Here is a 22,044-nt window from a genome sequence, read left to right on the forward strand (position 1 = left end):
TCATAACTGCGATAAACTCTATATGTATGTTTATGTATGGTCTCTATATCTGCCAATTTTCTTATCCAAAACTCAGGTCAAATTAAGTTTCAAAAGCTAATTTATCACCAAAGACTTGTTGCCAATCAGTATTAAATTGTTCAACTGCCAAAGGTATAGCCGGATGTGAAACCATTTGTCCCATTATACCTACAGGCAAAGTAATCGCACCAACCCCTGCTTGTAATACCTCTAAAACTTGACGCGGATTTTTAAAACTAGCAGGTAATAAACAACAACTTAGCTGTTGTTGTTGGACAAGTTGTTGAAGTTGCTCCACAACTGTGACACCATTTCCCCCAAAAACATCAATTCGATTTACATAAGGAGCTAAATAATCTGCACCTGCTAGTGCAGCTAAAAAACCTTGTTGAACTGTATAAATTGCCGTAGCTAATAGAGGGATCTGCTTCCGATGTAACTGTTTCATTGCCACCAGACCTATTTCCGTGGCGGGAATTTTAACCACAATATCATAGGGTAAAGCTGTTATTTTCTCAGCTTCAAAGATAATTTCATCTACAGATTGACTAATAACTTGAATGTGGAAACGTGCCTCATTACCTAGTATAGAGTTTACTTCTTTAAGTAGTTGATTTACACCTATGTTGGCTTGAGCCAGAATACTGGGGTTGGTGGTTATTCCTTTAATCGGTAAGCAAGAGTGAAAACGTGCTATTTGTTCAACATCGGCACTGTCTAAATATAGTTCTAACATTATTAATTCCTCTTTACTGAATAAAAATGCTCCGCAGCACAGTTATGTAAGCCTTAGGGTAAACTTGTTGATATTGAACACCAGATGATGCCAAAACCATAGATAGCATTTATTGCATTTATTAGGTACACTTATCAACTTCAAAGTCCCCCTTTTTAAGGGGGATTTAGGGGGATCCCTTTGTACCTCATGGGAAAGAGAATTGCTATAGTTATGATTTGAGAATAAAAGTCATTTTGGGCAGCAAATTGCTTTCGTTCGTGCTGAGCCAACCTCCAAGCAACTCATAGAATTAGCCATAGCGCAAGTCCCCAGAAAGGAATAAATCGAAACCAGCCAATCCTACTGTTAACTGACCCCAAAAGTAAAGCCTGAACAATGGAAAAAAGTACTAAATCTACACAGAAAGCTAATGTAACTCGGTTCGTTATCAATTGCTCCCCAAAATAGTTCATTCTCTGGACCAAATCTCCAAACTCTGGTCGGCAGAGCACCCCCCAAACTAAGGCAATTATCCCCACTATCATTCCTGTCCAACCAAATACACGAGCTAATATTCCCTTGTTCGTTTCCTCCTTTACTGGCGGAATTGGTGTATTATAGCGCAGTGCCATATAAGGGGTAAGAACAGCATTCGTTCCGAACATCGCCAGACTCCAAATGAGAATCTTGGGGAGATGAATTGTCCTTCTATCGACCAGGAGTAGAGGTAAAAACATAAAAATCCAAGCTTCGGCAAAGTTGAAGAGTGCTTCTAAGGTAGGATGAACCACTGGTGCTTCTAGATAATCAATCCCTACTAGGTTCAAAAGGGGTAGAATAAAGAAAAAATTGAGAGATTCATTTACTATTTCCTCTATAGTTTCTGGTTGAATCGCCCAAGCGGGTTCCCCTGGAATAAGTTGCCCTGGTGGAGATAGCAACAGAATGTAAATATAGGCGATCGCTATTAACCCAAATACTATAGCAAGAAACCGTTGACTTTTTGCAATCCCTTGGCCTAAGGGAGAGGTTTCCCTAGTACTTTCATCTTGCCGATTTTTCAGCAGTTTCCGTATCAGCGGAGATACCAGTCGGATGATAAAGAATGCCGCCTTCCCTGGTTTTATGGGTGGTTCAACCAGATCACGGGCTAAAACTAACTTGCCAGTTACCTCAGAACAACGATAAAAGCTAACACCTCGTCCGTTGGGAAAGGGAATGCCGTCTAACTCAACGTGCCATAGTATTCCTACTGCCAGGGGATCGCCTGTGGTGATATCGTCAATTACGAATTTTAACTCATCCGGGATACCTTGACAGGATTCTTCCAGAAGTTTTCTGACAGCTTCCTTTCCTTTGAATGGTTGGGAAAAGTTCAGATCCTCGTAAATACACTGGTCGTCTATCCACTCCATGGCGGCGTTAACATCCCTACGATTGATGGCTTCATAGATGGACTGGATGAGATTATGGGCAGGTGTGGTCATGAGATTTGAAATTTTAGATTTTAGGTAAGCATTTAGTAGTAAACCTGCATGGCAGGGATTAACAGAAGCACCTTTCCAAGAATTAAGTGATGAGCAATTATACGATATCTGGCACAGACATACAAAGCATTGCCCTAGTTGTCGGCAATCTCTAGTGTTGATAGATACAATCAAAGATTATTGTGTAAATTTTACCGCAGTTTTGGCAATATTAGTCTTGTTACTAATACTAATTAATCGGCAGATAATAATAGTTTTGATACCAGTGTTGTTGGGCATATTGAGTTTAATTTGCTCCTATAAACTAGGCTCAATTCGGGAAAGATTTATCAGCAGCATTCCCAACAAAGGGTTACCCGTGGTTGACTTATATGAAAATTAACATCATCACATGTCACAACAACTTATCTGGTGTAATTGGTAAATCACGGATACGTTTACCTGTAGCATGGTAAATAGCATTAGCGATCGCAGCCGATACTCCTGTAATCCCAATTTCACCCAAACCCCGCACCCCTGCGGGATTAAAATTATAGTCAGGTTCGCCAACAAAGGTGACCTGAATCCGAGGAATGTCTGCGTGAGTGGGAAGGTGATAGGTGGCCAGGTCGTAAACCACAGGATAGCCAATATTGGGGTCAAAATGACACGCTTCCATCAAGGCGTGGCCAATACCCATAATTACAGCACCCCGTATCTGAGACGCTGCAGTTTTGGCATTCATTACTCGCCCAATATTCATCACAGACACCCAACGGTTGACGCGCAAGCGGGCAATGTCTTCATCTACGCTGACTTCACAAAAATGTGCCCCCCAGGATTGGAATGCCCATGTTTTACCCTCTTCACCGGGTGCAGAAGAGGCTGTCGCTTCAAAAGCAGCTTGTCCGGACTGATGCAGGGTGGCAAAGGCTTCTTGGGCTGTTGCGGCAAGAGCCGTCTTCAGAACTTGCTCACAAGCCGCCATCACTGCTGGTACAAGGGTTGCTGTCATTTGGGAAGCACCCGCCATCCCACCATTTGGCAGTAAAGAGTCTCCCATCTCCACCCGTACCTGTTCTACGGCTAGCCCCAATACCTCGGCTGCTGTACCTGCAACAATGGTATATGCACCCGTACCCATGTCATTAGCACTAGTGAGGATATGGGCAGTACCATCCGCTAACAACCGCACTGTGACTGTGGCTGAACTCCGTAAAGCGGGGAAGGTTGATGCCGCCATGCCCCAACCAATCAGCTTACCATCACGGGTGAGAGAGCGCACCTGTTTTGGTCTATCTTGCCACCCAAATTGTTCCGCACCCAGCCGCAAACATTCCCCGAAATGCTTGGCAGAGAACGGTAAACCCCGGCGCTGGTGTTCCTTAGTTTCATTTTTTAACCGCAGTTCCACTGGGTCGATTTTTAACTCCCACGCCAATTCATCCATGGCTGATTCTAGTGCCCATAACCCCGGATTTTCCCCTGGGGCACGCATGAATGCGGGTGTCCCAACGTTCATCACCGCCAATTCCTGACGGGTTCGCAGATTGGGTGCAGCGTACATAGCTGGTGTGATGCCTGTACAAGGTTCAGTAAAAATATCAACTGGTGAGGTACAGGATTTAACCCCATGGTCTATCGCCATCAAGCTACCATCAGCATTTGCCCATAAACGAATCGTTTGTTCCGTTTCAGAACGGTGTCCGGCGTTGGCGGTCATTTGCCGACGGCTGAGAACAACTTTCAGGGGACGTAGCAGTTGACGGGCAGCTGCTGCACCAAGAATGGCATGGGGCCAAGGAAAGCCTTTAGAACCAAAGGCTCCACCAATAAAAGGTGTGATAATACGCACTTTTTCCGGGGGAAGTCCAAACAGGTCTGCATAGGTTCCCTGACTGCGAATGACCCCTTGGGATGGTTCATAAACCGTTAGGGTGTCTGCATCTTGCCAGTGGGCAATGATGGCATGGGGTTCCATCGGTGCGTGTAGTTCGGTGGAAGTTGTGTAAGTAGCTGTAATCTGGGCTGCTGCACCTGCCATGGCACTGGCAAAGTCCCCAGGAGCAAAATTCCCCTTCTCAAACGTCATCTGTTGCCCAAACATGGGTGGAGCTTCGTTAAAGGTAGCTTTGCTGGCTTCTACAATTGGTTCTTGGGTTATGTATTTTACCTTAACTAAATGGGCAGCGTGACGTGCCCGTTCAAAGGTATCTGCGACTACTAAGCCAATAATCTGTCCTGCATAGTAAATTTGGTCATCTGATAACGGTAGTCGTGCCTCGTAGATTTTCGAGGTGATAAAATCGTTAGCTGGTTTAGATACGGTCGGGGCGTTTTTATGAGTGAAAACCGCAATTACCCCTGGTGCTGTTGCTGCCCCTTGGGTATCAATACTTGTAATCTGGCCATGAGCAATATTAGCAGTCACCAGATAACCATGAACTAAACCAGGAATTTGATGTTCAGCAGCGTAGGTTGCTGTCCCTGTAACCTTTGCTCGTCCATCCTTACGGTTAAGACTAGTACCAGTTACTTGATTCATACCACCCCTCCTCCTTGAGCAGAAACCATGAGGGCGCGACGAATCGCCCGCTTGGCCAGTTCGACTTTATAACCGTTGTGAGTTAAAGGTTTGGCTAAGTCCAAGGCAATTTCTGCAGCCTCGGTAAATGTTGCTACATCCGCCGACTTACCAATCAAAAACTCTTCTGCTGCTGTTGCTCGCCAGGGCTTGTGTGCTACCCCACCCATTGCCAAACGTGCAGCTTGGATTTGCTCCTCTTGCAAGTTTACCGCCGCCGCCACAGAAATTAAAGCAAAGGAATAGGAAGCGCGATCGCGTATTTTCAAATAAACCCCAGATTTCCCAAAGGATAAGCTCGGTAGAATCACAGCGGTAATTAACTCCCCTGGTTCTAAATTGGTGTCTTGCTCGGGTCTATTTCCCGGTAGACGGTGGAAATCTTTAAACGGTATTTGCCTTTGCCCTTGGGGACTTGCTACTTCCACCACCGCATCCAATGCAGCTAGGGCAACACACATATCTGACGGGTGGACTGCTACACACTGCTCGCTGGCACCAAGGATGGCATGAGTACGGTTAATTCCCGCGATTGCGGGGCAGCCTGTCCCTGGTTGCCGTTTATTACAAGGAAAGGCGGTATCGTAATAATAGGGACAACGGGTACGTTGCAGCAGGTTTCCCCCCACTGTAGCCATGTTGCGAATTTGCTGAGATGCGCCAGATAGAATTGCCCTAGCTAACATGGGATAGTTGCGGCGAATATCACTATTGTCTGCCACTGCGGTATTACTAACTAGCGCTCCTAGACGCAGACTACCATCAGCCATCGGTTCAATGTTCTGCATCTGTAACCGAGAGATATCAATCAGTTGCGATGGCTGATCTAAGAATACTTTCAGACGGTCAACTAAATTCGTTCCACCAGCAATAAACATGGAGTTTTGGTCAGCAACTGCCTGGTTTACCGCATCTGACAACGAGGTGGCACGGGTATAGGTGAAGTTATTCATAATGCTGAGTTATCTCCAGATTCACTGACCATCACCGCTGCCACAGGAGAAGGTGCTTTTTGTCCAATTACCTGCTGTACGGCTGCCACAATACCATTGTAAGCACTGCATCGGCAGAGATTCCCACTCAGTCGTTCCTTGATTTCCGCCTCGGAGAGTTCAGCTAGTTGCGGAGGACTATGCAAATCTGGTGTCACCGCACTAACACAACCCCGTTTAACTTCCTCCAAAAGAGCCACAGAAGCGCAAATTTGCCCTGGGGTACAATAGCCGCATTGGAAGCCATCATTGTCAATAAATGCCTCCTGCACCGGATGGAGAGTATCCCCTGTTGCCAAGCCTTCAATGGTGACAATTTCTTTTCCCTCCTGCATTACAGCCAACGCGAGACAGGAATAAACTCGCTGACCATCAATTAAAACAGTGCAAGCTCCACATTGACCATGATCGCACCCCTTTTTACTACCTACTAATCTCAAATATTCACCCAGAGCATCTAGGAGTGTTACACGGGGTTCAATGGTGAGGGTGTGCTGTTTACCATTTACGGTAAGAGTCACATTCATTTTGGCTTCGCTTCCTTGTACAGTACTCTGACAGAGTCGCTATAAAAATTCAATTGTACCATCCTTACTCCCCCAATCTTTCATAAAAATTCCATAGTGGGACTTAACCAGAAATCAAGATATAAATCCAGTATAATATCGCTACCTTTGGGCATTTTGGCGCGAATTTATTCATAATTTCGAAAGGGATACAGCAATAGAACAGGGGGTTTTCTCCCCTCGCGCTTTTCATAAAAACAGTGAGATGCACCCGCTTTGTTGGGAGCATCTCATTTTGGCAAATATATCGTTTTATTTCGGCGGTAGAATCACCATGATACAGCTATTTGGGGTATGTTTCTTCCAAAGTGGGATGCTCCTGCTTTGTTTGGGGCGTTCTTTTTGTTTAACTCCCGCTAATCAGTAACAGGAAGTACTCAGTAATTGGTAACCCCAAGAATAGGTTGAGGATTTGTATTAGGTAACTGTGGTGGTGTGAAGCTACCAGAGTATAGAGGTGATTCCTCTTGAACAATGACTGGTAAGGATTGGCGCATTTGAGCAGCAATCGCTACAGTTTTTACATCATAGGTTTGAGTGAATAGCTTCGGATAAAGACCGATGCCAATAATAGGGATTAACAGACAAGCCGTAATGAAAATTTCGCGAGGCTTGGCATCCCCTAGGTATTTCTCAATAATTATTCCAGAGTTATATTTACCGAAAAATACCTGTCTGAGCAGTGAAAGCAGATAAATCGGAGTTAGGATTAATCCCACTGCGGCTAATAGAACGATGACGACTTTGAAAGATGAGCTGTAGACACTGCTAGTGGTGACTCCAAGAAAGACTGACAACTCACCAACAAAACCACTCATTCCTGGTAAGGCTAGGGATGCCATGGAACCAGCAGTGAAAAGGGCAAATACTTTGGGCATGTCTTGTGCCATTCCTCCCATTTTCGCCATCGCTAGCGTATGAGTACGTTCGTAGGTGACACCAGATAGGAAGAATAAGGCAGCAGCGATTAACCCATGGGAAAGCATTTGTAAGATAGCTCCATTCATTCCTAATTCAGTGAACGAAGCAATCCCAATTAAGACAAAACCCATGTGAGAAATTGATGAGTAAGCTAGTCGTCGTTTGAGATTGTCTTGGCTAAAAGCAAGCAAAGCACCGTAGATAATATTGACCACACCTAATACTGCTAGCACTGGTGCGAAGTAAGTATGGGCATGAGGAAGCATTTCTAGATTCATGCGCATCAGTCCATACCCACCCATTTTCAATAAGACCCCAGCTAATATCATCGACACTGGAGCAGAAGCTTGGCTGTGTGCATCTGGTAACCAGGTATGTAGCGGAAAAATCGGCAACTTGACACCATAGGCAATTAAGAAACCCGCATAAGCTACTAGTTCCAAAGCTATCGGGTAATGCCGATTCCCTAGGGTTTGCATGTCAAAGGTAACTGTATCTCCAGCAAACGCCATCACTAACGCGGCGACCAGGATAAAAACTGAACCTGCTGCTGTGTAAAGAATAAACTTGGTTGCGGCGTAGAAGCGTTGTTTCCCTCCCCATATAGAAATGAGCAAGTACACTGGCAGCAACTCTAATTCCCACATTAGGAAAAACAACACTAAATCTTGAGCTGCAAACACCCCGATCTGGGCGCTATACATCACCAGCATCAAGCAGTAAAACAGACGCGGTTTATGGTTAATCTTCCAAGCCGCAACAATAGCTAAGGTAGTGACTAAGCCACTTAACACAATCAGAGGCATCGATAAGCCATCGACTCCCACAGACCAACTAATGCCAAGCTGGGGTATCCACGTATAACTTTCCCTGAGCTGAAATTCGGAGTTTCGGAAATCGTAATGATGCCAAAACCCATACAAGATTAGGACAAAATCTAGAACGGCTACACCTAGGGCATACCAACGAATCATCCTCAGGCACTTGCTGGGAATGATCGGAATCACCAAAGATGCCACTAGGGGCAGCAGAATAATCGTCGTTATCCAAGGGAAATTCACGGGAAGCATAGCTAAGAATAAATACCTATTGCCATATGATTTCAGTATATTAAGTAAAGTTAAGAATTGCAAAGGGTCTTTACCAAAAAAACAAAAAAAAACTTTTTCAGTAGCCATTGTTACCGAAAAAGTAAAGAATTGTTAAAATTTTAGGTTAAGGTGGGTCACCCCCAGAACCCTTCTGGTAAAGGGTCATATCAAGTCAGCTTGAATACCCATAATTAGAGGGAGGGTGGGAAGTGTGGGAAGGGTGGGAAGTGTGGGGAGATGGGGAGATGGCCAGATGGGGGAGATTTTTATTAAGCGATGCAGCGCGGTCTTGGGGGTTTCCCCCATGAGCGACTGCATCAAGACAGGGTAATTATCCCGACATGATATAAGAGGTTTGGGGTAATCAGAAGCAATTACCAACCATAACCAGCAGCGGGTCATACCATGGGATGTGGTATTAGCTACTCAATTCCAGAGCAATCTTGGTGCCTTGGCAATCTAGAGAAAGCGATCGCACTTGAGCCTGAATCCCGGCATCGGTCCAAGCTACCGCCATTGCCTCCTCAACCCCTGGTGCTTGGGACTCACTCACCAAAGCCAACAAAGTAGGACCAGCCCCACTAATCACCATCCCATAGGCTCCAGCATCCAAAGCTGCCGCCTCCACAGCCTCATAACCAGGAATCAGCTTTTGGCGATAAGGCTGATGTATCCGGTCTTGCAAACCGACCCGTAACCAATCCCCCTTACCAGACTGCAAACCTCGCAACAACAACCCCAAACTGGCCACATTCAACACTGCATCAGCACGGCTGTAGCTATCAGGCAACACCTGCCGTGCCTCCTGTGTTGAAAGCTCGAAATCTGGAATTGCTACCACCGGCACCAGATCAGAAGACCAAGCAACATCACAAACTACCCAATCCTGTTCTTTTGCTTCTGGTTCTTGGGGTCTTTGGGGTTTCATCACCAAACCTCGACTGGTCAAACGACATCCCCCCAAAAGCGCTGGAACCACATTATCAGGATGCCCCTCAATTGCGATCGCTAACTCCATTACCTCCTGCTGAGAAAGAGGTTTACCCGCTAACTGATTTGCAGCAATCAATCCTCCAACAATCGCTGTGGCCGAACTGCCCAATCCTCGTGCCAAAGGCACCCCCAAATCAATCTCTAGGTGTACCGGAGGCGGAGTTTTTCCCAGACGCTCATATAACGTTGCAAACGCTCGATAGACAAGATTACTCTCATCTCTACTCACCTTGTTGGCTTCCACACCAGTAACGTCAATTTTAAGCTTGACTGATCCAGAATTTACCGACTCCAGGCGAGTGCATTTAAACTGGTTATATACAGTTAACGCTGCGCCTATGCAATCGAAACCTGGTCCTAGATTAGCGGTAGTACCGGGCACAGTAACCCTGACCGTAGAAACAACAGACATTTGACAATATTCTGAACTAAATCATCTTGTCCTAAAAATTGCTCTCCTGTCTACCTGGTTTAGTATATTTATTTACAGTTGGTTGCACGTAAGTGATTTTCAATTGAATAAACGACACCCAGACAGCAGTGAGAACGATTAATGATCTATGGTAATCATGAATCAGTGTATTCTCAGCCTGTGAAAAATTCGATAAGTCCTGAGTGCAGAGCTTGCTGATACAGCATGTTTCAAATCATCAAAGGCCGAGTAGCTGCTAGGGGAGTTCTACATTAATAAAACCTGTTACTCCAAAGCCTTAGTACTAAACACCTATTAAATTTTATAAATTTATAGGATACCAAGTTTGGTTAATCACGAACTAAATCTAGCGGTTTTCAATTGGGTGAGGTACATTTTTTTAGGGAGCAGGGAGCAGGGAGCAGGAAGCAGGTAACAGGGAAAAGGTAATTTAAAAAAAATCCTGTGTACCTCATAATTATGGAAAACTCTATATAGCTGAGCGCTTTTTGAGAATGAGTAATAGGAAATGGGGAATTACCTAATTAAATATAAAAAAATATAGCGGTTTGCGTGGTTGACTGTTGACTTTTGACTGTTAACCATTTTTGAATTAGTTTGGAATTCGTTTTACTTAGGTGCCCTTGACCGATTAAGAATTAAATTCGCCACGGGTCGCACCTGTTGATTGTTAAACGTTTTAGGTAAAGCATAGTGCCACAAAGAAAAGGGAGGAGCGATCTCTTATTTTGTTGCGGTCACAAAAAACTGAGTGGAGGCAGTAGCGCGATCGCTCCTGCAACTAAATACCCTCTAAGGCTTGATCAAATTTCTCTCTAACTTCCGATAGGTTTTGACTTGCCGCAGACGCTCTAATGGTGGATAGAGAATCATCACAGCTAAGGGAACTGCTGTAACTAAAATGGCGATCAGTACCAACACATTTAAAAATCCCAGCTTCAAACCGATACCTAAACTAATCCCCAAGGCTACCGATAACACAGGTACTCCGAGGGCTAAGATTTTACTAAACCCACGCTTTCGGCAGCTTTGAGCTACTCCTTCCCCTTCAAAGGCTGCCATAAACACTACCGCATCCACCACTGCAAAGGTAGCAATTGCGCTATCCGTAGCGCGAAACTTGGCACCAAATCCAGCTACCAACAGGGCTGCTACTCCAGCAAAAAACACTGCTGCTAGGGTATCCATAGCCTTTAACGGAATACTAAACCTGGCTCTGAGTCTTGCTACCAGTTTCGAGATCATCCCAGATGTCACAGCCGCAGTCAATCCTAGCATTGCCACCAAGACTGAGACAAAAGTAGCGATCGCAATCCCGATTGTGCCACTGTTACTCACAATTCCCTCCCAAGCCGTAGTTTCTACCCACGTAGCTGTAGTAGCTAAGCCTATCAATAGCGCTAGGGATAGATAGGGAAGTTTTTTCGTGGCAATTGGTACCGGAGCAGTATGGATTTTCAGGGGTAAAACCTGAGTTGACTGTTCAGCATTAGTGTGAATTAATACCTCTCGCTCATAGGTTTGGTCTGCCATCAGCTTACTGGTATCTATCGTAATTTGGCACAACCCTTGATTCCCATTAACATCAGCTGTGTCCAATCGAATCCAGTCATGGAAGTAGGGAGTGTGGGGTGGGTCACTGACATGGGGAGCAATTTGCCAGCGGCTTTCTAAGGCTGTGTCTGGAACTGTGTTACAAATCGTGATAGTTTTTGTCAGTTTTTCCCCTAATTTTTTAGCTCTCAACTCTAGATACGGTTGGGATAGTTTTGCCTCTGGAATCCGGATAACGTAGATTGGCTTAAGGGCTTCTAAAGCCGTTTCAGCATCAGGAAAACGGTCTTTGGGTTTCAGTTCTACCATCCTTTGCAGCCACTGCAGCCAACTCAAACTTACTTGAGGTAGACGATGCTGAAAATTGAGACAATAGTCTTCATCAATTAAGGTATTAATCGTAGTCGATGGAATACCAGTTAGTAAACAAATCAAGGTCGCTCCTAACCCATATAAGTCTGACGCTTTACTTAGGGCTTTATCAAATAACTGTTCCGGAGCCATAAACCCGATCGTGCCTTTGGCTACACTACTCACCGCTAGTTCACTATCACCAATCCGAGCCAAGCCGAAGTCTACCAGGAAAACATTGATCGTCTCATCTACTAAGATATTTTCGGGTTTGATATCTCGATGAATGATCGGAGGAATCCGATGTTGTAGGTAAACCAGAATGTTGAGTAACCCAACAGCGATTTGCTTAATCTCCTCCGGGTCAAAACTACGAGGTACAACCAGGGAAGGAGCATGTTTGTATTCCTGTACCAGACAACAGCCCCTAGTGGTTTGGAATGACCCTAAGTAACGGGGGATACCGGGATGATTCAGTCCCCGCAACACTTGAATTTCCCCTTCTATGGTCTCATAGTCTGACCAGTTACTGTTGCGTTGAGCAAACTGAAACTGCTTGATCACTACCAATTCGTGATTGACCTGGTTTCGGGCTAGGTAGGTCACTCTCCCACCAGCGCGATTATGACCCAATTCCCTGATCACTTTGAAATCGTGACTAGTTGACATCCTCCCCTCCCGCGCGCAACTTCGCTACGCTTAGTTGCGCGCGGGAGGGGATTCCTAACTCTCGCGAATTAGGTTTTCTGCTTCGTCTCGTGCCAACTAGAGCATCGTTACCGATACTCCCCGTCGCGTCCAATCCGCAGACATTTTCTACTACCGTCTGCCCGACGGCGGTTATTCCTCTATTTCTAATCTCTTGTGCTGCTGATACATCCCTTGTAGTAGTATATCCACACTCATCGCAGTGATGAAAACGAAGATCTAATGCTTTCTTTCCTGTATGTGCGCCACAGTTAGGACAAGTCTGAGAAGTTCCATCTTTATTTACCTTGGCGAAATATACCTCACGCCGAAAACAAACCCACTCTAAGACATTCACAAATTGACCAAAACCAGCATCGGCTGATGATCTCGATAGCATTCCTCTTTGCCATGATACAAAATTAATATCTTCTACAAATATCATGCCAGCGCCATCACACAGATGATGAGCTAGTTTAAAGTGCCAATCTTTACGAGTGTCAGATATGCGTTGATGTAGTCTAGCTATTTTCTGGTTTAGCTTGTGTCTATTATTTGACCCTTTTTGCTTATTCTTTAGCCTACGTTGCAGCAATTTCAGCTTGCGCTGTAGGGTGCTCAGAAATCGAGGTCGCTTAATCTCTTCACCATCACTGGTAGCTACAAACTTGTAAAACCCCAAGTCCAAACCTCTAGGATGACCGTGAGGCATGGGACTAGGGACATTTACATTTAGCTGTAGTGACAGCATCACAAAGTAACCAGATGCTTTTCTAACTATCCTCGCTTGCTTGACTTCAAACCCATTGGGAATAGGTCTTGACTGTCGCCATTGAACCCATCCCAACTTAGGGAACTTGATAGCATCATTTCTGATTGGGTCTTTTCCTAACTGCGGAAAGACAAACGAGCGCATCCGATACTTATTTTTAAACCGAGGGAAACCAAATCCTCTAGCCTTCATATCATCCCAAGCCCGATCGAGTGTTCTTAATGTTTGTTGCAAGACTTGGGAATGAACAGTTTTTAATTGAGGATATTGTTTCTTGGCTTCGGTTAACTGTTTGGCTTGCTTATGGTAATTCGGAAACGGTTCGTCAGCAGAAATGATGTATTCAGATTGAATCGAACAAGCATTAATAGGTGACTTACGAGATGCACACCAGTCTTTGCGCTGTCTAAGGGCAAAGTTCCAAACACAGCGACAAATATCGAGTGTTTGCTCGATAGTCGCCATCTGTTCGGCAGTTGGTTGTAACTTGTATTCGTAGGTCATTGTTAGCATGAACCCATTATAACTTACATGGGTTATAGTGATGTGTAAAGATTTAATTTATTTGCCAATTATCAAGGCATCGAACCCCTCAATTGGCTTGAGGGAGTCCATGTATCCCCGCCCTAAAACATTGGTCGTCACCTCAAGTAGCGACGACCTAGGAGAAACGACTTGCTCGTTTTTGAGGACGGGGTTTTATGGCTCCCTCAAACTCCCTCATTTGATAAATGACAAGCGTTTCCACTTCTACCTGGGTTTTCCCTGATGTCCTATGAAACTGATCAAACGCACTACGCTCCATTATCAAGCTGGTAACTCAGATAAAATCTACGAAGTCGATCTGTGTGATCTCGGTAACGAGCAGTATATCGTTAACTTCCGCTATGGACGCCGTGGCAAGACCTTGAAAGAAAGTTCAAAAACTGCTCAGCCGGTAGCTTTGGCTAAAGCACAACAAGTCTTTGATCAGTTAGTTGGCTCAAAACTCAAGAAAGGCTATCAAGATGTAACTGAGCCATCAAGTAGTCAGACTCAAGAAGAGGTTAATGACTTAATTACTAGTAACTTAGTTACCAAAGACCCACGCCATCAAGCTATTCTCAACGCGATTGCAAATCCAGATAGCAGTAAAGGCTCTAGTAAATGGTCCCAAACCCGAGCGATATGGCGGGCTGGAGAACTGAAAATTCGTGAAGCTACGCCCTTAATTATCCCCCTAATTGGCACTGATCAACCCTTAAAAGACTACTGCATTGCTTGGGCTTTAGGATGGTGTGGTGATCAGCATGTAATTCCTCACCTCCAACGCTTGTATGAAACCCCTTCAACTCCAGACTTTGTCAAGGGGATTGCTTGGGAAGCCTGGATGAAACTCTGTGATCAATCAACTCAAGAACGGTTGCGCTCTCAACAGATAGAGCAATTGCCTGCCGAATTGCAATCCCATATCCAAACCGATAATCATGCTGACTTCTCTAATGCCCTAGTTACCTATCTAGACAGTAACGACTATACTCGTTTTGGTGTCCTCGATACCCTATATCAAATTAATAATGCTCAAGTGCGTCCAGCACTACTAAATTTATTACGCACTGCTCCCCTACGCCCCAACTACTTCAAAGCCATTCGCCACATATTCAAGATTGCCGAATATCGGCAAGATGCCGAAGTATTTGGCATTATCGCCTACCGCCTAGACACCGAGCCACCAATGTTTCGTCAGTCTTATTGGCATCGATATTACTGGGACAGAAATAGCCGCAAATATCTTCCCCTTGCCAATTACCTCGGTAGTCCTGATGCTAAACGCGCTTACAGCAACGTTACTCGTGACTATCTAAGGCGGCGGGTATGGCGGACTCTTAGGAAATTGGGTGAAGAATGCGATCGCAATTACATAAATCTAGCCCTAGAAGTATTACTGCAATATTCTGATTCTGATGGGGTGCCCGCCAGAACATCAACCTTCTATCGCTGGAACTACTCAAACTGGACTCGCACCAGCTACACTCGCAACTGGGACAGCTATGCTGGTTACTTAACCTTTAACCATATTCTCTATACCAATAGTCCCCGTTACCAATTAATGCCCAACAGCCAGGCATGGCGTTGTCGAGACAACTACAAACCCGGTGATCCAGAGCCAGATGTCCGAGAAGAAGCCTTTCCTAAACTTTGGGAGCAACATCCAGAGGCACTGCTACAGTTACTATTAGACAGCCACTGTCATCAAGTTCATCAGTTTGCCCCCAAAGCCTTGAGGGTATGTCAGTCATTCTGTAATCAAATCGATACAGATACTGTAATCAGACTAGTTAACAAACCCTACCAAGTAACCGCTCAACTCGGCTTTGAACTAGCAACACAAAAATATAATTCCGATAATCCCGAGAATCCTAACCTAGACTTATTACTTGCCTTAGCCAACTGCCAGTTTCCACCAGCTCGTACTCAAGCCCATCAGTGGATACAAGCAATACCAACTCACTTGATCACCGGCAGCCACCTGATCATCCCTTTAGTCATCAGTCAACACTCCGATACCCGTACCTTTGCCCGTCAGTTACTGACTCAATCAATAGTAAATGAAGCAACAGCTAAAGTATTAATCGGGCGAATTATTGCAGCAGTACTCGCACTAGAACCAACTCAAACCGATATCGGCAAAGACACTGCTCAAACCCTGCTTCTAGGTTTTACCCCCCAACTCAGGACATTGGGTATGGGAGTAGTACTAGATCTGCTCCAACACCCCATGCCAGAAATCCAAGAATTGGGAGCAAGAATCCTATTCAATCACGAAACTCCTGCCGCTGACTTACCCCCCAAATTAATTGAATCACTCCTCAACGCTTCCCATCAGTCAGTGCAAGGGATTGGAGTTCAGATTTTCGGTCAACTTCCCGATCAAAGGTTGCTACAAGACTACGACTTAGTATTAGCGATCGCAACCAATCAACAAGCACACTTGCGTCAAGCTATTCGTCCAGTAATTCAGCGCTTAGGACAATTATATCCAGAATTTGTAACTCAGCTAGCCACAGAAATCATTACCCTATTGCAGCTACCAGAAAGACATCAAGGTGTTCACCAAGATTTAGTCCAACTGCTACGAGAAGACTTACCCAGCTGGATGACTATGATTACCAAAGACCAAGCGATGGAACTTCTCCAAGCCAAATCATCAGCCGCTCAAGAATTAGCAGGATTAGTACTCCAAGCTAACTATACCACTTGGGGATTAGAATTAGAAACTCCTGACATTGTCAAACTAGCCAATCATGAAATCCTATCCGTCCGTCAAGCCGCTTGGGCAATGATTGAGCAAATCATCAACCGTATCCGTAGCAATTCTGAAGACATGTTAGCCGCAGTGCGATTACTAGAAGCAAAATGGCAGGATTCCCGAGAATTTGCGACCAAACTCTTTAGCCAACAAATTACTGAGCAAGACTGGACACCTGAAGTCATGGTAAGTATTTGTGACAGTACTCGGGATGATGTTCGTCAATTTGGGCGGGATTTAGTCCTACGTACCTTTCAGCAGAGTTATGGTCAAGATTATCTCGTCAAATTTAGTGAACATCCCAGTCAAGACATGCAGCTATTTGCCACTAACTATCTAGAACAGTATGCGGTAGATAATCCCGACCGTTTGCAAGACTTAATCCCTTACTTTATCAGTATTTTGTCTCGGGTTAATCGCGGAAGAATTGCTAAACAGCGCGTCTTCGCATTTCTAGAATCTGAAGCAAAAAAAAGCCAAGCAGCTGCTAAAATAGTAGCAGAAATATTAACACGACAATCCATCACAATGGCTATTGGTGATAAAGCCCGTTCAATTCAGATCATGCTAAAAATTCACCAAAACTATCCTACTATTCCTCTTCCCATTCACGTTAAACCAGTATCCGAAGTAAGAGGAGTGTAGGGATTTATCATTTGTGGATTTTAGGGAGTAGGGAGTAGGGAGTAGGGAGTCGGGAGTAGGGAGTAGGGAGTCGGGAGTAGGGAGTCGGGAGTAGGGAGTCGGGAGTAGGGAGTCGGGAGTCGGGATTACCGATAGTAGGAGAAACCCTATACCATTTTCAAATATATCCTGATAGCTCATGAAACAAAGTACTGATTTAGCATAACACCAAAAATATTATTATCTAGTTCTTTATTATCTATTTCGTAATTTTTCCGATCCCAATTCCCGATTCCCGATTCCCGACTCCCGATTCCCAATTCCCGATTCCCAATTCCCGTTCCCCTCCTGGGAGGGGTTAGGGGTGGGTTCCGATTCCCGATTCCCGATTCCCGATTCCCGTTCCCCTCCTGGGAGGGGTTAGGGGTGGGTTCCGATTCCCGACTCCCGATTCCCAATTCTAAATTCTAAATTCTAAATTCTAAATTCTAAATTCCCGATTCCCTCCTTAACAATTAAAAAAATACTTCAATACCCTAAAAACCATGGAATTTAACTACGCCTACAAAAATAGTACAGCAGTTAGCGATCGCGGCAGCAGCACCCAAATGTCCTTCTCCCCAGACACCAAGCGTCCTCCCACCTACTTCATTGGTGAATTAGGGAAAAATGTAGCCTTTCGAGAAGCCATCAGCGCCCTACATGACGTAGTAGTTTCCGATTTACGCTTCAAACCCAAAGACAGAACCGAGTATAAACAATGGCGTGCTAACCAAGACCAACAAGACTGGCAAATCATAGCCGCACAACGCCAAGACCTCGCTAAGAAAATTCAACCCTTACAAGCAGAACTAAATCAATTAAATCAGAACCGATATCAACGATTATCCTCCTTTTATAAAGCCAGACAGCAGTACTACAATTACCTCTATGAGAAAGACCGTGATGCCTGGTTTGTCCTCGACCCAGTAATTACCGTTCATCCCGATGAAGTCTTCTTTGAATGTTTCAGCCAAGATGAATCCAGTTATGGGCGACTAGGAGCCAGCTACGAAGTCTTTAAAACTATCAGCGAATTCGCCTGCGGTACAACAAACATAGACTACTCCGCCGCCCTTTACAACGAATTTCAAAAAATCCGCAGTTACAAGACAACCCAATTTGAAATTGACCCCTCCGGTTTTGAAGTAAAAACCACCCATGAAGCAGCATTTAAAGAAGTCAAAATTGACCTACCAGACAGTTGGGTAAGAGGATTTCTACAAGTCAGTTCCGCCATGGCCTTACCCGCCACCACCTTTGACTTGCAGCCGATGGATATTCACAATATCTGTTTTGTGTTGCGTCGCCACAAAGAAAAAACTGGCCCACGGGGAATGCGTTACCATCTCAAACCAGGAGAACCCGTGCGAATAGTATTTGAGCCTTGGAACATCGAAATAGTCTGTTCGCGATCGCCCTATCAAGGTTCATCAGAACAGGTCATCCGAGTGTGGGGACGCCGCCGCCTCCACATCCTAGAACGTCTTATCCCCATTGCCAACAAATTTACCATTCACCTACTCGGAACCGGCATGCCATCCTTTTATGTAGCTGACCTAGGGGATATGTCCTTTACCCTCGGCTTATCAGGATGGACAGCTAACGATTGGTCTCAAGCGGGTAACTTTGACTTAATGGCACCCCGTGCAGATGTAGACCAGTGGACTCAACAACTCATTTTTGACGCACTCAGAGAAAACTGGGTAGAAAGTCCCGATAGTCTCGCCCAGCGCTTAGACTTAAGCCCTACTGCTGTCCTAGGTGCCTTAGGAGCTTACACCCAAGCCGGACGAGCCATTTACGACTTAAACAAGCAAGTATATCGAGTCCGGGAACTCTCCCGAGAGCCCTTACCCATGGAACGGTTACGGTTTGCCAATCAGCGAGAAGAAACAGCAATCCGCTTCTTAAGTAACAATGCCGTACAAGTAACCTCAGTAAAAGACGCTGGAGGTACACTCCAGCTACAGGGAAATGTCACCGATAAAAGCAAAACCTATAATCCCGCTTTGACAATTGATCCTGATGAGCGTATAATAGCAGCTGAGTGTACCTGTAATTGGTATCAGCAAAATAAGCTGTACAAAGGTCCTTGTGAACACATTCTGGCGTTGCGGATGCAGCACGCTCGTCAGTCTCAATAAATCACGTCCATTCCACCAGTTGGTAAACAGCCTTGCAATCTGGGCGGTGGATCGCCGTCCCTGCGATAAGTTCAACCACGCATCACTAGCCTGCTCGTGACTGTGCGGGCTATCGGGTGCTATCGCTATTACGGTTTCGTTTTCTTAAAACTAATTAGCGATAGCACCCGAGCCCGCTTGAGTTGAGCAGTCTAGTCCGAGGGAGTTTACGAAGGGGTAACCAACCGGAGTGGGCGTGATTTTTTGGCGTTGCTTAATCTGGGAATGGTTAACCAGAAAAGGGAATTTTTTGAGATTTTCAATAATACAGTTGTGATAATATTATAGCGTTTATCGCAGTTATGAGGTACAGTATTATTTGACACCGATTCCCTTCAAACCCTCTTGAATATTGCCTTTTGCCTTTTGCCTTTTGCCTTAAAGGGATAAGCTTTGTCCTCATGACTCTGAGAATTGCTATAGCATCGGTCAAGAAGCAATTTTTACAGCAGCAGTTCTAGCTATGAAACAACTGAAAAAAATCTTGATTGTGCTCTGTATACTTGGCCTGTCTGTGTTCTATGGCTGGTTGACTGACAAAACTTATTCAAAAGCATACTCGTAGGTTTATACCTTAAATTCCAGTCGATAGCACCAATTCTTATGTTGTTTGGGGCAGGCCATGGCTGGGTCAGGGTCGTAATTAGAGGTGAAACGCACCCGATAAATAAGTTTACTGCCATTGGCTTTGGCAGATTTTCGGTCAATCAACCAGCCCAAAACCACTCGCGCTTTACATCAAGAGACTGAATAATATCCAATTTAAATGCGCAACAGCTTATGACAATGCCGTAGATGATAGAATTAAATAAATGAGATAAGGGATGAAAAACATCCAAAATGGCAAAAGACGTTTTCCATCAACAGGTTAAAAATGCTTTGATAAAAGACGGATGGAATATCACTCACGATCCTCTCACGATTCGGATTGGCGAGGCAGTCAAATTACAAATTGATTTAGCGGCAGAAATCGCAATCGCAGCTGAACGAGATTCCGAAAAAATTGCTGTAGAAATTAAAAGCTTTATTGGCGACTCAGATATCAGCACATTTCATACGGCGTTAGGGCAATATCTTAACTATTGTCAGGCTCTTGAAGAACTTGAACCAGAGCGAATTGTTTATTTAGCTATTCCTTTTGAAACTTATCAAGATTTTTTTCAGCTTTCTTTCATCCAACGCGCTCTGAGACGTTACCAAGTCAAGTTGATGATTTACGATCCGAAATTGGAGGAGATTAAGCAATGGATAAAATAGAGCAATATCGGCAATTTATCAAGTATATTTTAACTGAACACTCCCAAATAGCAAACCCTACTGATAGGGATACGGTCAAAGCCGAGCTAATATTTGATAGGGAACACGACCATTATCAATTGGCTTATGTGGGTTGGCAAGGAGATAAGCGGGTATTTGGTCCTGTGATGCACTTTGATATTATCGATGGCAAAATCTGGATTCAATATAACGGGACTGAAGACTCGGTTGCTGAGAGGTTGCTGGAAATGGGTGTACCCACTTCTGATATCGTTTTAGGTTTTCATTCCGCTTTTAAGCGCCAATTTACCCGTTATGCAGTTGGTTAAAACTATGATACCCTATTTAGCGGTTTGCGACTTTATTAGGTGCAAGGGCTGGTTGTGGTTGACTGACAAAAGTTGACAGAGAGCGATCGCCTGATTGACAGACGAAACTCCTAAAACCCTTGATTTTACCTAGGGAGCGGTTGAGCGGTAGCGAAACTCAACAAAACCCTGGCCAGCGTTGGGTTTCACTATGTTCAACCTAACCGACGAAGCAAAATTTGTCAGTCAACCAGGTTCTATGGTGATTAGTCCTATGCCGATTAGGCCATCCCAGGTTATCAAGCAGGGTAAGCTGATATAAGTTCGTATTACAAACTACAGATAAAAGTTTTTTTATAGTGTATTTAACCTAAAATCTGCTGAGTTAATGTCAATAAGTGGCCTACATTCTCAATAATCCCCAAATGATTGAAAATGTGATTTGATAAATCTGAAAAATCCTAATGGCAATCAGAACGATTTATTCTTTTTTGCTCAAAATACGTTGGAAGTTCAGGGATTGAGTAGAACAAATGTACTGATTTTGAACTCAATTTTTTCCAATTTTAAGAAAAATTGGTTTAATTAGATTTTTTTGAGTTACAATTTATACCAAATTACATCAGCTTACCCTAGTTACTATATTGATGCAGGAGGTCTAATAGTTGACTATAGAGACCGGTAGAGTTTAAAATCAGAAAACGCTATTTTTATAGTAACTCTAGCTTCTCATGCCACTCTACCCTTTTTGACTCAAAACCTTCCAGCACCAAGAGTGCTCCGGCAGAAACTTGAAGATATCGATAGGTCTTGGATGGTCGTTAGCGATTCGGCAAAGCCAACCCTAGGCGAACACCAACGAATCCTAGTCCAAATGCGGGCATAAGCTGAGGTTTTAAAGATGCGCTTATTGTAGGCTTTCGAGCACTTCTGTCAAGCAGTCAGGGTTTTATCTCATTTGATACCTATCTTCATTTTATAGACAATGTTGCTCCTAATAAAACGTGAGTTCGATAAAACCATTAATTTTGGGCTGTTCAACGAAATAATAAGGCTTTAACCTTACGAAATAATGGGGCTTTTCGCTCCGTATAACTCACGTTAATCAAACTCTATAAGGTGAAGGATTAAAAGTTATTACTAAAGCTTTACTAGGCATCTCCAATGAATATAAATTTTGAGATAATAAAGC

General features: G+C 44.3%; 15 protein-coding genes. 4 read left to right on the forward strand and 11 right to left on the reverse strand.

Annotated features, from left to right (window positions below):
* Positions 1 to 82 precede the first annotated feature (82 nt).
* The 9 genes from F6J90_RS29065 to F6J90_RS29105 form a co-directional block, all read right to left on the reverse strand.
* The gene (locus F6J90_RS29065; RefSeq protein WP_293101717.1) at positions 83 to 757 is read right to left on the reverse strand and encodes a transaldolase family protein; all 675 of its coding nucleotides are present in this window, start codon (positions 755 to 757) and stop codon (positions 83 to 85) included.
* A gap of 284 nt (positions 758 to 1,041) precedes the next feature.
* The gene (locus F6J90_RS29070; RefSeq protein WP_293101720.1) at positions 1,042 to 2,226 is read right to left on the reverse strand and encodes a nuclear transport factor 2 family protein; all 1,185 of its coding nucleotides are present in this window, start codon (positions 2,224 to 2,226) and stop codon (positions 1,042 to 1,044) included.
* 394 nt (positions 2,227 to 2,620) lie between these two features.
* Positions 2,621 to 4,750 carry a xanthine dehydrogenase family protein molybdopterin-binding subunit gene (locus F6J90_RS29075; RefSeq protein ID WP_293101723.1) on the reverse strand — a complete coding sequence of 710 codons (2,130 nt, stop codon included), beginning with the start codon at positions 4,748 to 4,750 and terminating at the stop codon, positions 2,621 to 2,623.
* Complete coding sequence (locus F6J90_RS29080; protein ID WP_293101725.1) at positions 4,747 to 5,742, reverse strand: xanthine dehydrogenase family protein subunit M; 996 nt, start codon at positions 5,740 to 5,742, stop codon at positions 4,747 to 4,749. The genes F6J90_RS29075 and F6J90_RS29080 overlap by 4 nt, the downstream gene beginning before the upstream one ends.
* Positions 5,739 to 6,308: a 2Fe-2S iron-sulfur cluster-binding protein gene (locus F6J90_RS29085; protein WP_293101728.1), complete on the reverse strand. Its 570-nt coding sequence runs from the start codon at positions 6,306 to 6,308 to the stop codon at positions 5,739 to 5,741. The genes F6J90_RS29080 and F6J90_RS29085 overlap by 4 nt, the downstream gene beginning before the upstream one ends.
* Positions 6,309 to 6,724: 416 nt before the next feature.
* Positions 6,725 to 8,338, reverse strand: coding sequence for an NAD(P)H-quinone oxidoreductase subunit 4 (locus F6J90_RS29090; RefSeq protein ID WP_293101731.1), 1,614 nt, complete (start codon positions 8,336 to 8,338; stop codon positions 6,725 to 6,727).
* A 439-nt stretch (positions 8,339 to 8,777) separates the two neighbouring features.
* Positions 8,778 to 9,764, reverse strand: a complete 987-nt coding sequence (gene thrB, locus F6J90_RS29095) for a homoserine kinase (protein ID WP_293101733.1) — start codon at positions 9,762 to 9,764, stop codon at positions 8,778 to 8,780.
* A gap of 813 nt (positions 9,765 to 10,577) precedes the next feature.
* Positions 10,578 to 12,359, reverse strand: a complete 1,782-nt coding sequence (locus tag F6J90_RS29100; protein ID WP_293101736.1) for a serine/threonine-protein kinase — start codon at positions 12,357 to 12,359, stop codon at positions 10,578 to 10,580.
* Positions 12,349 to 13,662 carry a transposase gene (locus F6J90_RS29105; RefSeq protein WP_293101739.1) on the reverse strand — a complete coding sequence of 438 codons (1,314 nt, stop codon included), beginning with the start codon at positions 13,660 to 13,662 and terminating at the stop codon, positions 12,349 to 12,351. The genes F6J90_RS29100 and F6J90_RS29105 overlap by 11 nt, the downstream gene beginning before the upstream one ends.
* A gap of 262 nt (positions 13,663 to 13,924) precedes the next feature.
* Here F6J90_RS29105 and F6J90_RS29110 point away from each other — a divergent pair, with 262 nt between their 5' ends.
* Positions 13,925 to 17,083: a WGR domain-containing protein gene (locus F6J90_RS29110; RefSeq protein ID WP_293101742.1), complete on the forward strand. Its 3,159-nt coding sequence runs from the start codon at positions 13,925 to 13,927 to the stop codon at positions 17,081 to 17,083.
* On the opposite strand, the gene F6J90_RS29115 is transcribed toward F6J90_RS29110, so the two are convergent.
* Together F6J90_RS29115 and F6J90_RS29120 are read right to left on the reverse strand one after the other, a co-directional pair.
* On the reverse strand, positions 17,006 to 17,263 hold the full coding sequence (locus F6J90_RS29115) for a hypothetical protein (protein ID WP_293101745.1): 258 nt from the start codon (positions 17,261 to 17,263) through the stop codon (positions 17,006 to 17,008). The genes F6J90_RS29110 and F6J90_RS29115 overlap by 78 nt on opposite strands.
* Positions 17,260 to 17,520 carry a hypothetical protein gene (locus tag F6J90_RS29120; protein WP_293101748.1) on the reverse strand — a complete coding sequence of 87 codons (261 nt, stop codon included), beginning with the start codon at positions 17,518 to 17,520 and terminating at the stop codon, positions 17,260 to 17,262. The genes F6J90_RS29115 and F6J90_RS29120 overlap by 4 nt, the downstream gene beginning before the upstream one ends.
* Before the next feature lie 87 nt (positions 17,521 to 17,607).
* Between F6J90_RS29120 and F6J90_RS29125 the strand changes: the two genes are divergently transcribed.
* The 3 genes from F6J90_RS29125 (at position 17,608) to F6J90_RS29135 (ending at position 20,873) form a co-directional block, all read left to right on the forward strand.
* Positions 17,608 to 19,248: an SWIM zinc finger family protein gene (locus F6J90_RS29125; protein WP_293101751.1), complete on the forward strand. Its 1,641-nt coding sequence runs from the start codon at positions 17,608 to 17,610 to the stop codon at positions 19,246 to 19,248.
* A gap of 879 nt (positions 19,249 to 20,127) precedes the next feature.
* Positions 20,128 to 20,544: a XisH family protein gene (locus F6J90_RS29130; RefSeq protein ID WP_293101753.1), complete on the forward strand. Its 417-nt coding sequence runs from the start codon at positions 20,128 to 20,130 to the stop codon at positions 20,542 to 20,544.
* Positions 20,532 to 20,873, forward strand: a complete 342-nt coding sequence (locus F6J90_RS29135) for a XisI protein (RefSeq protein ID WP_293101756.1) — start codon at positions 20,532 to 20,534, stop codon at positions 20,871 to 20,873. The genes F6J90_RS29130 and F6J90_RS29135 overlap by 13 nt, the downstream gene beginning before the upstream one ends.
* The last annotated feature ends 1,171 nt before the right edge of the window (positions 20,874 to 22,044 follow it).

Source organism: Moorena sp. SIOASIH, assembly GCF_010671925.1.
Taxonomy (GTDB): domain Bacteria; phylum Cyanobacteriota; class Cyanobacteriia; order Cyanobacteriales; family Coleofasciculaceae; genus Moorena.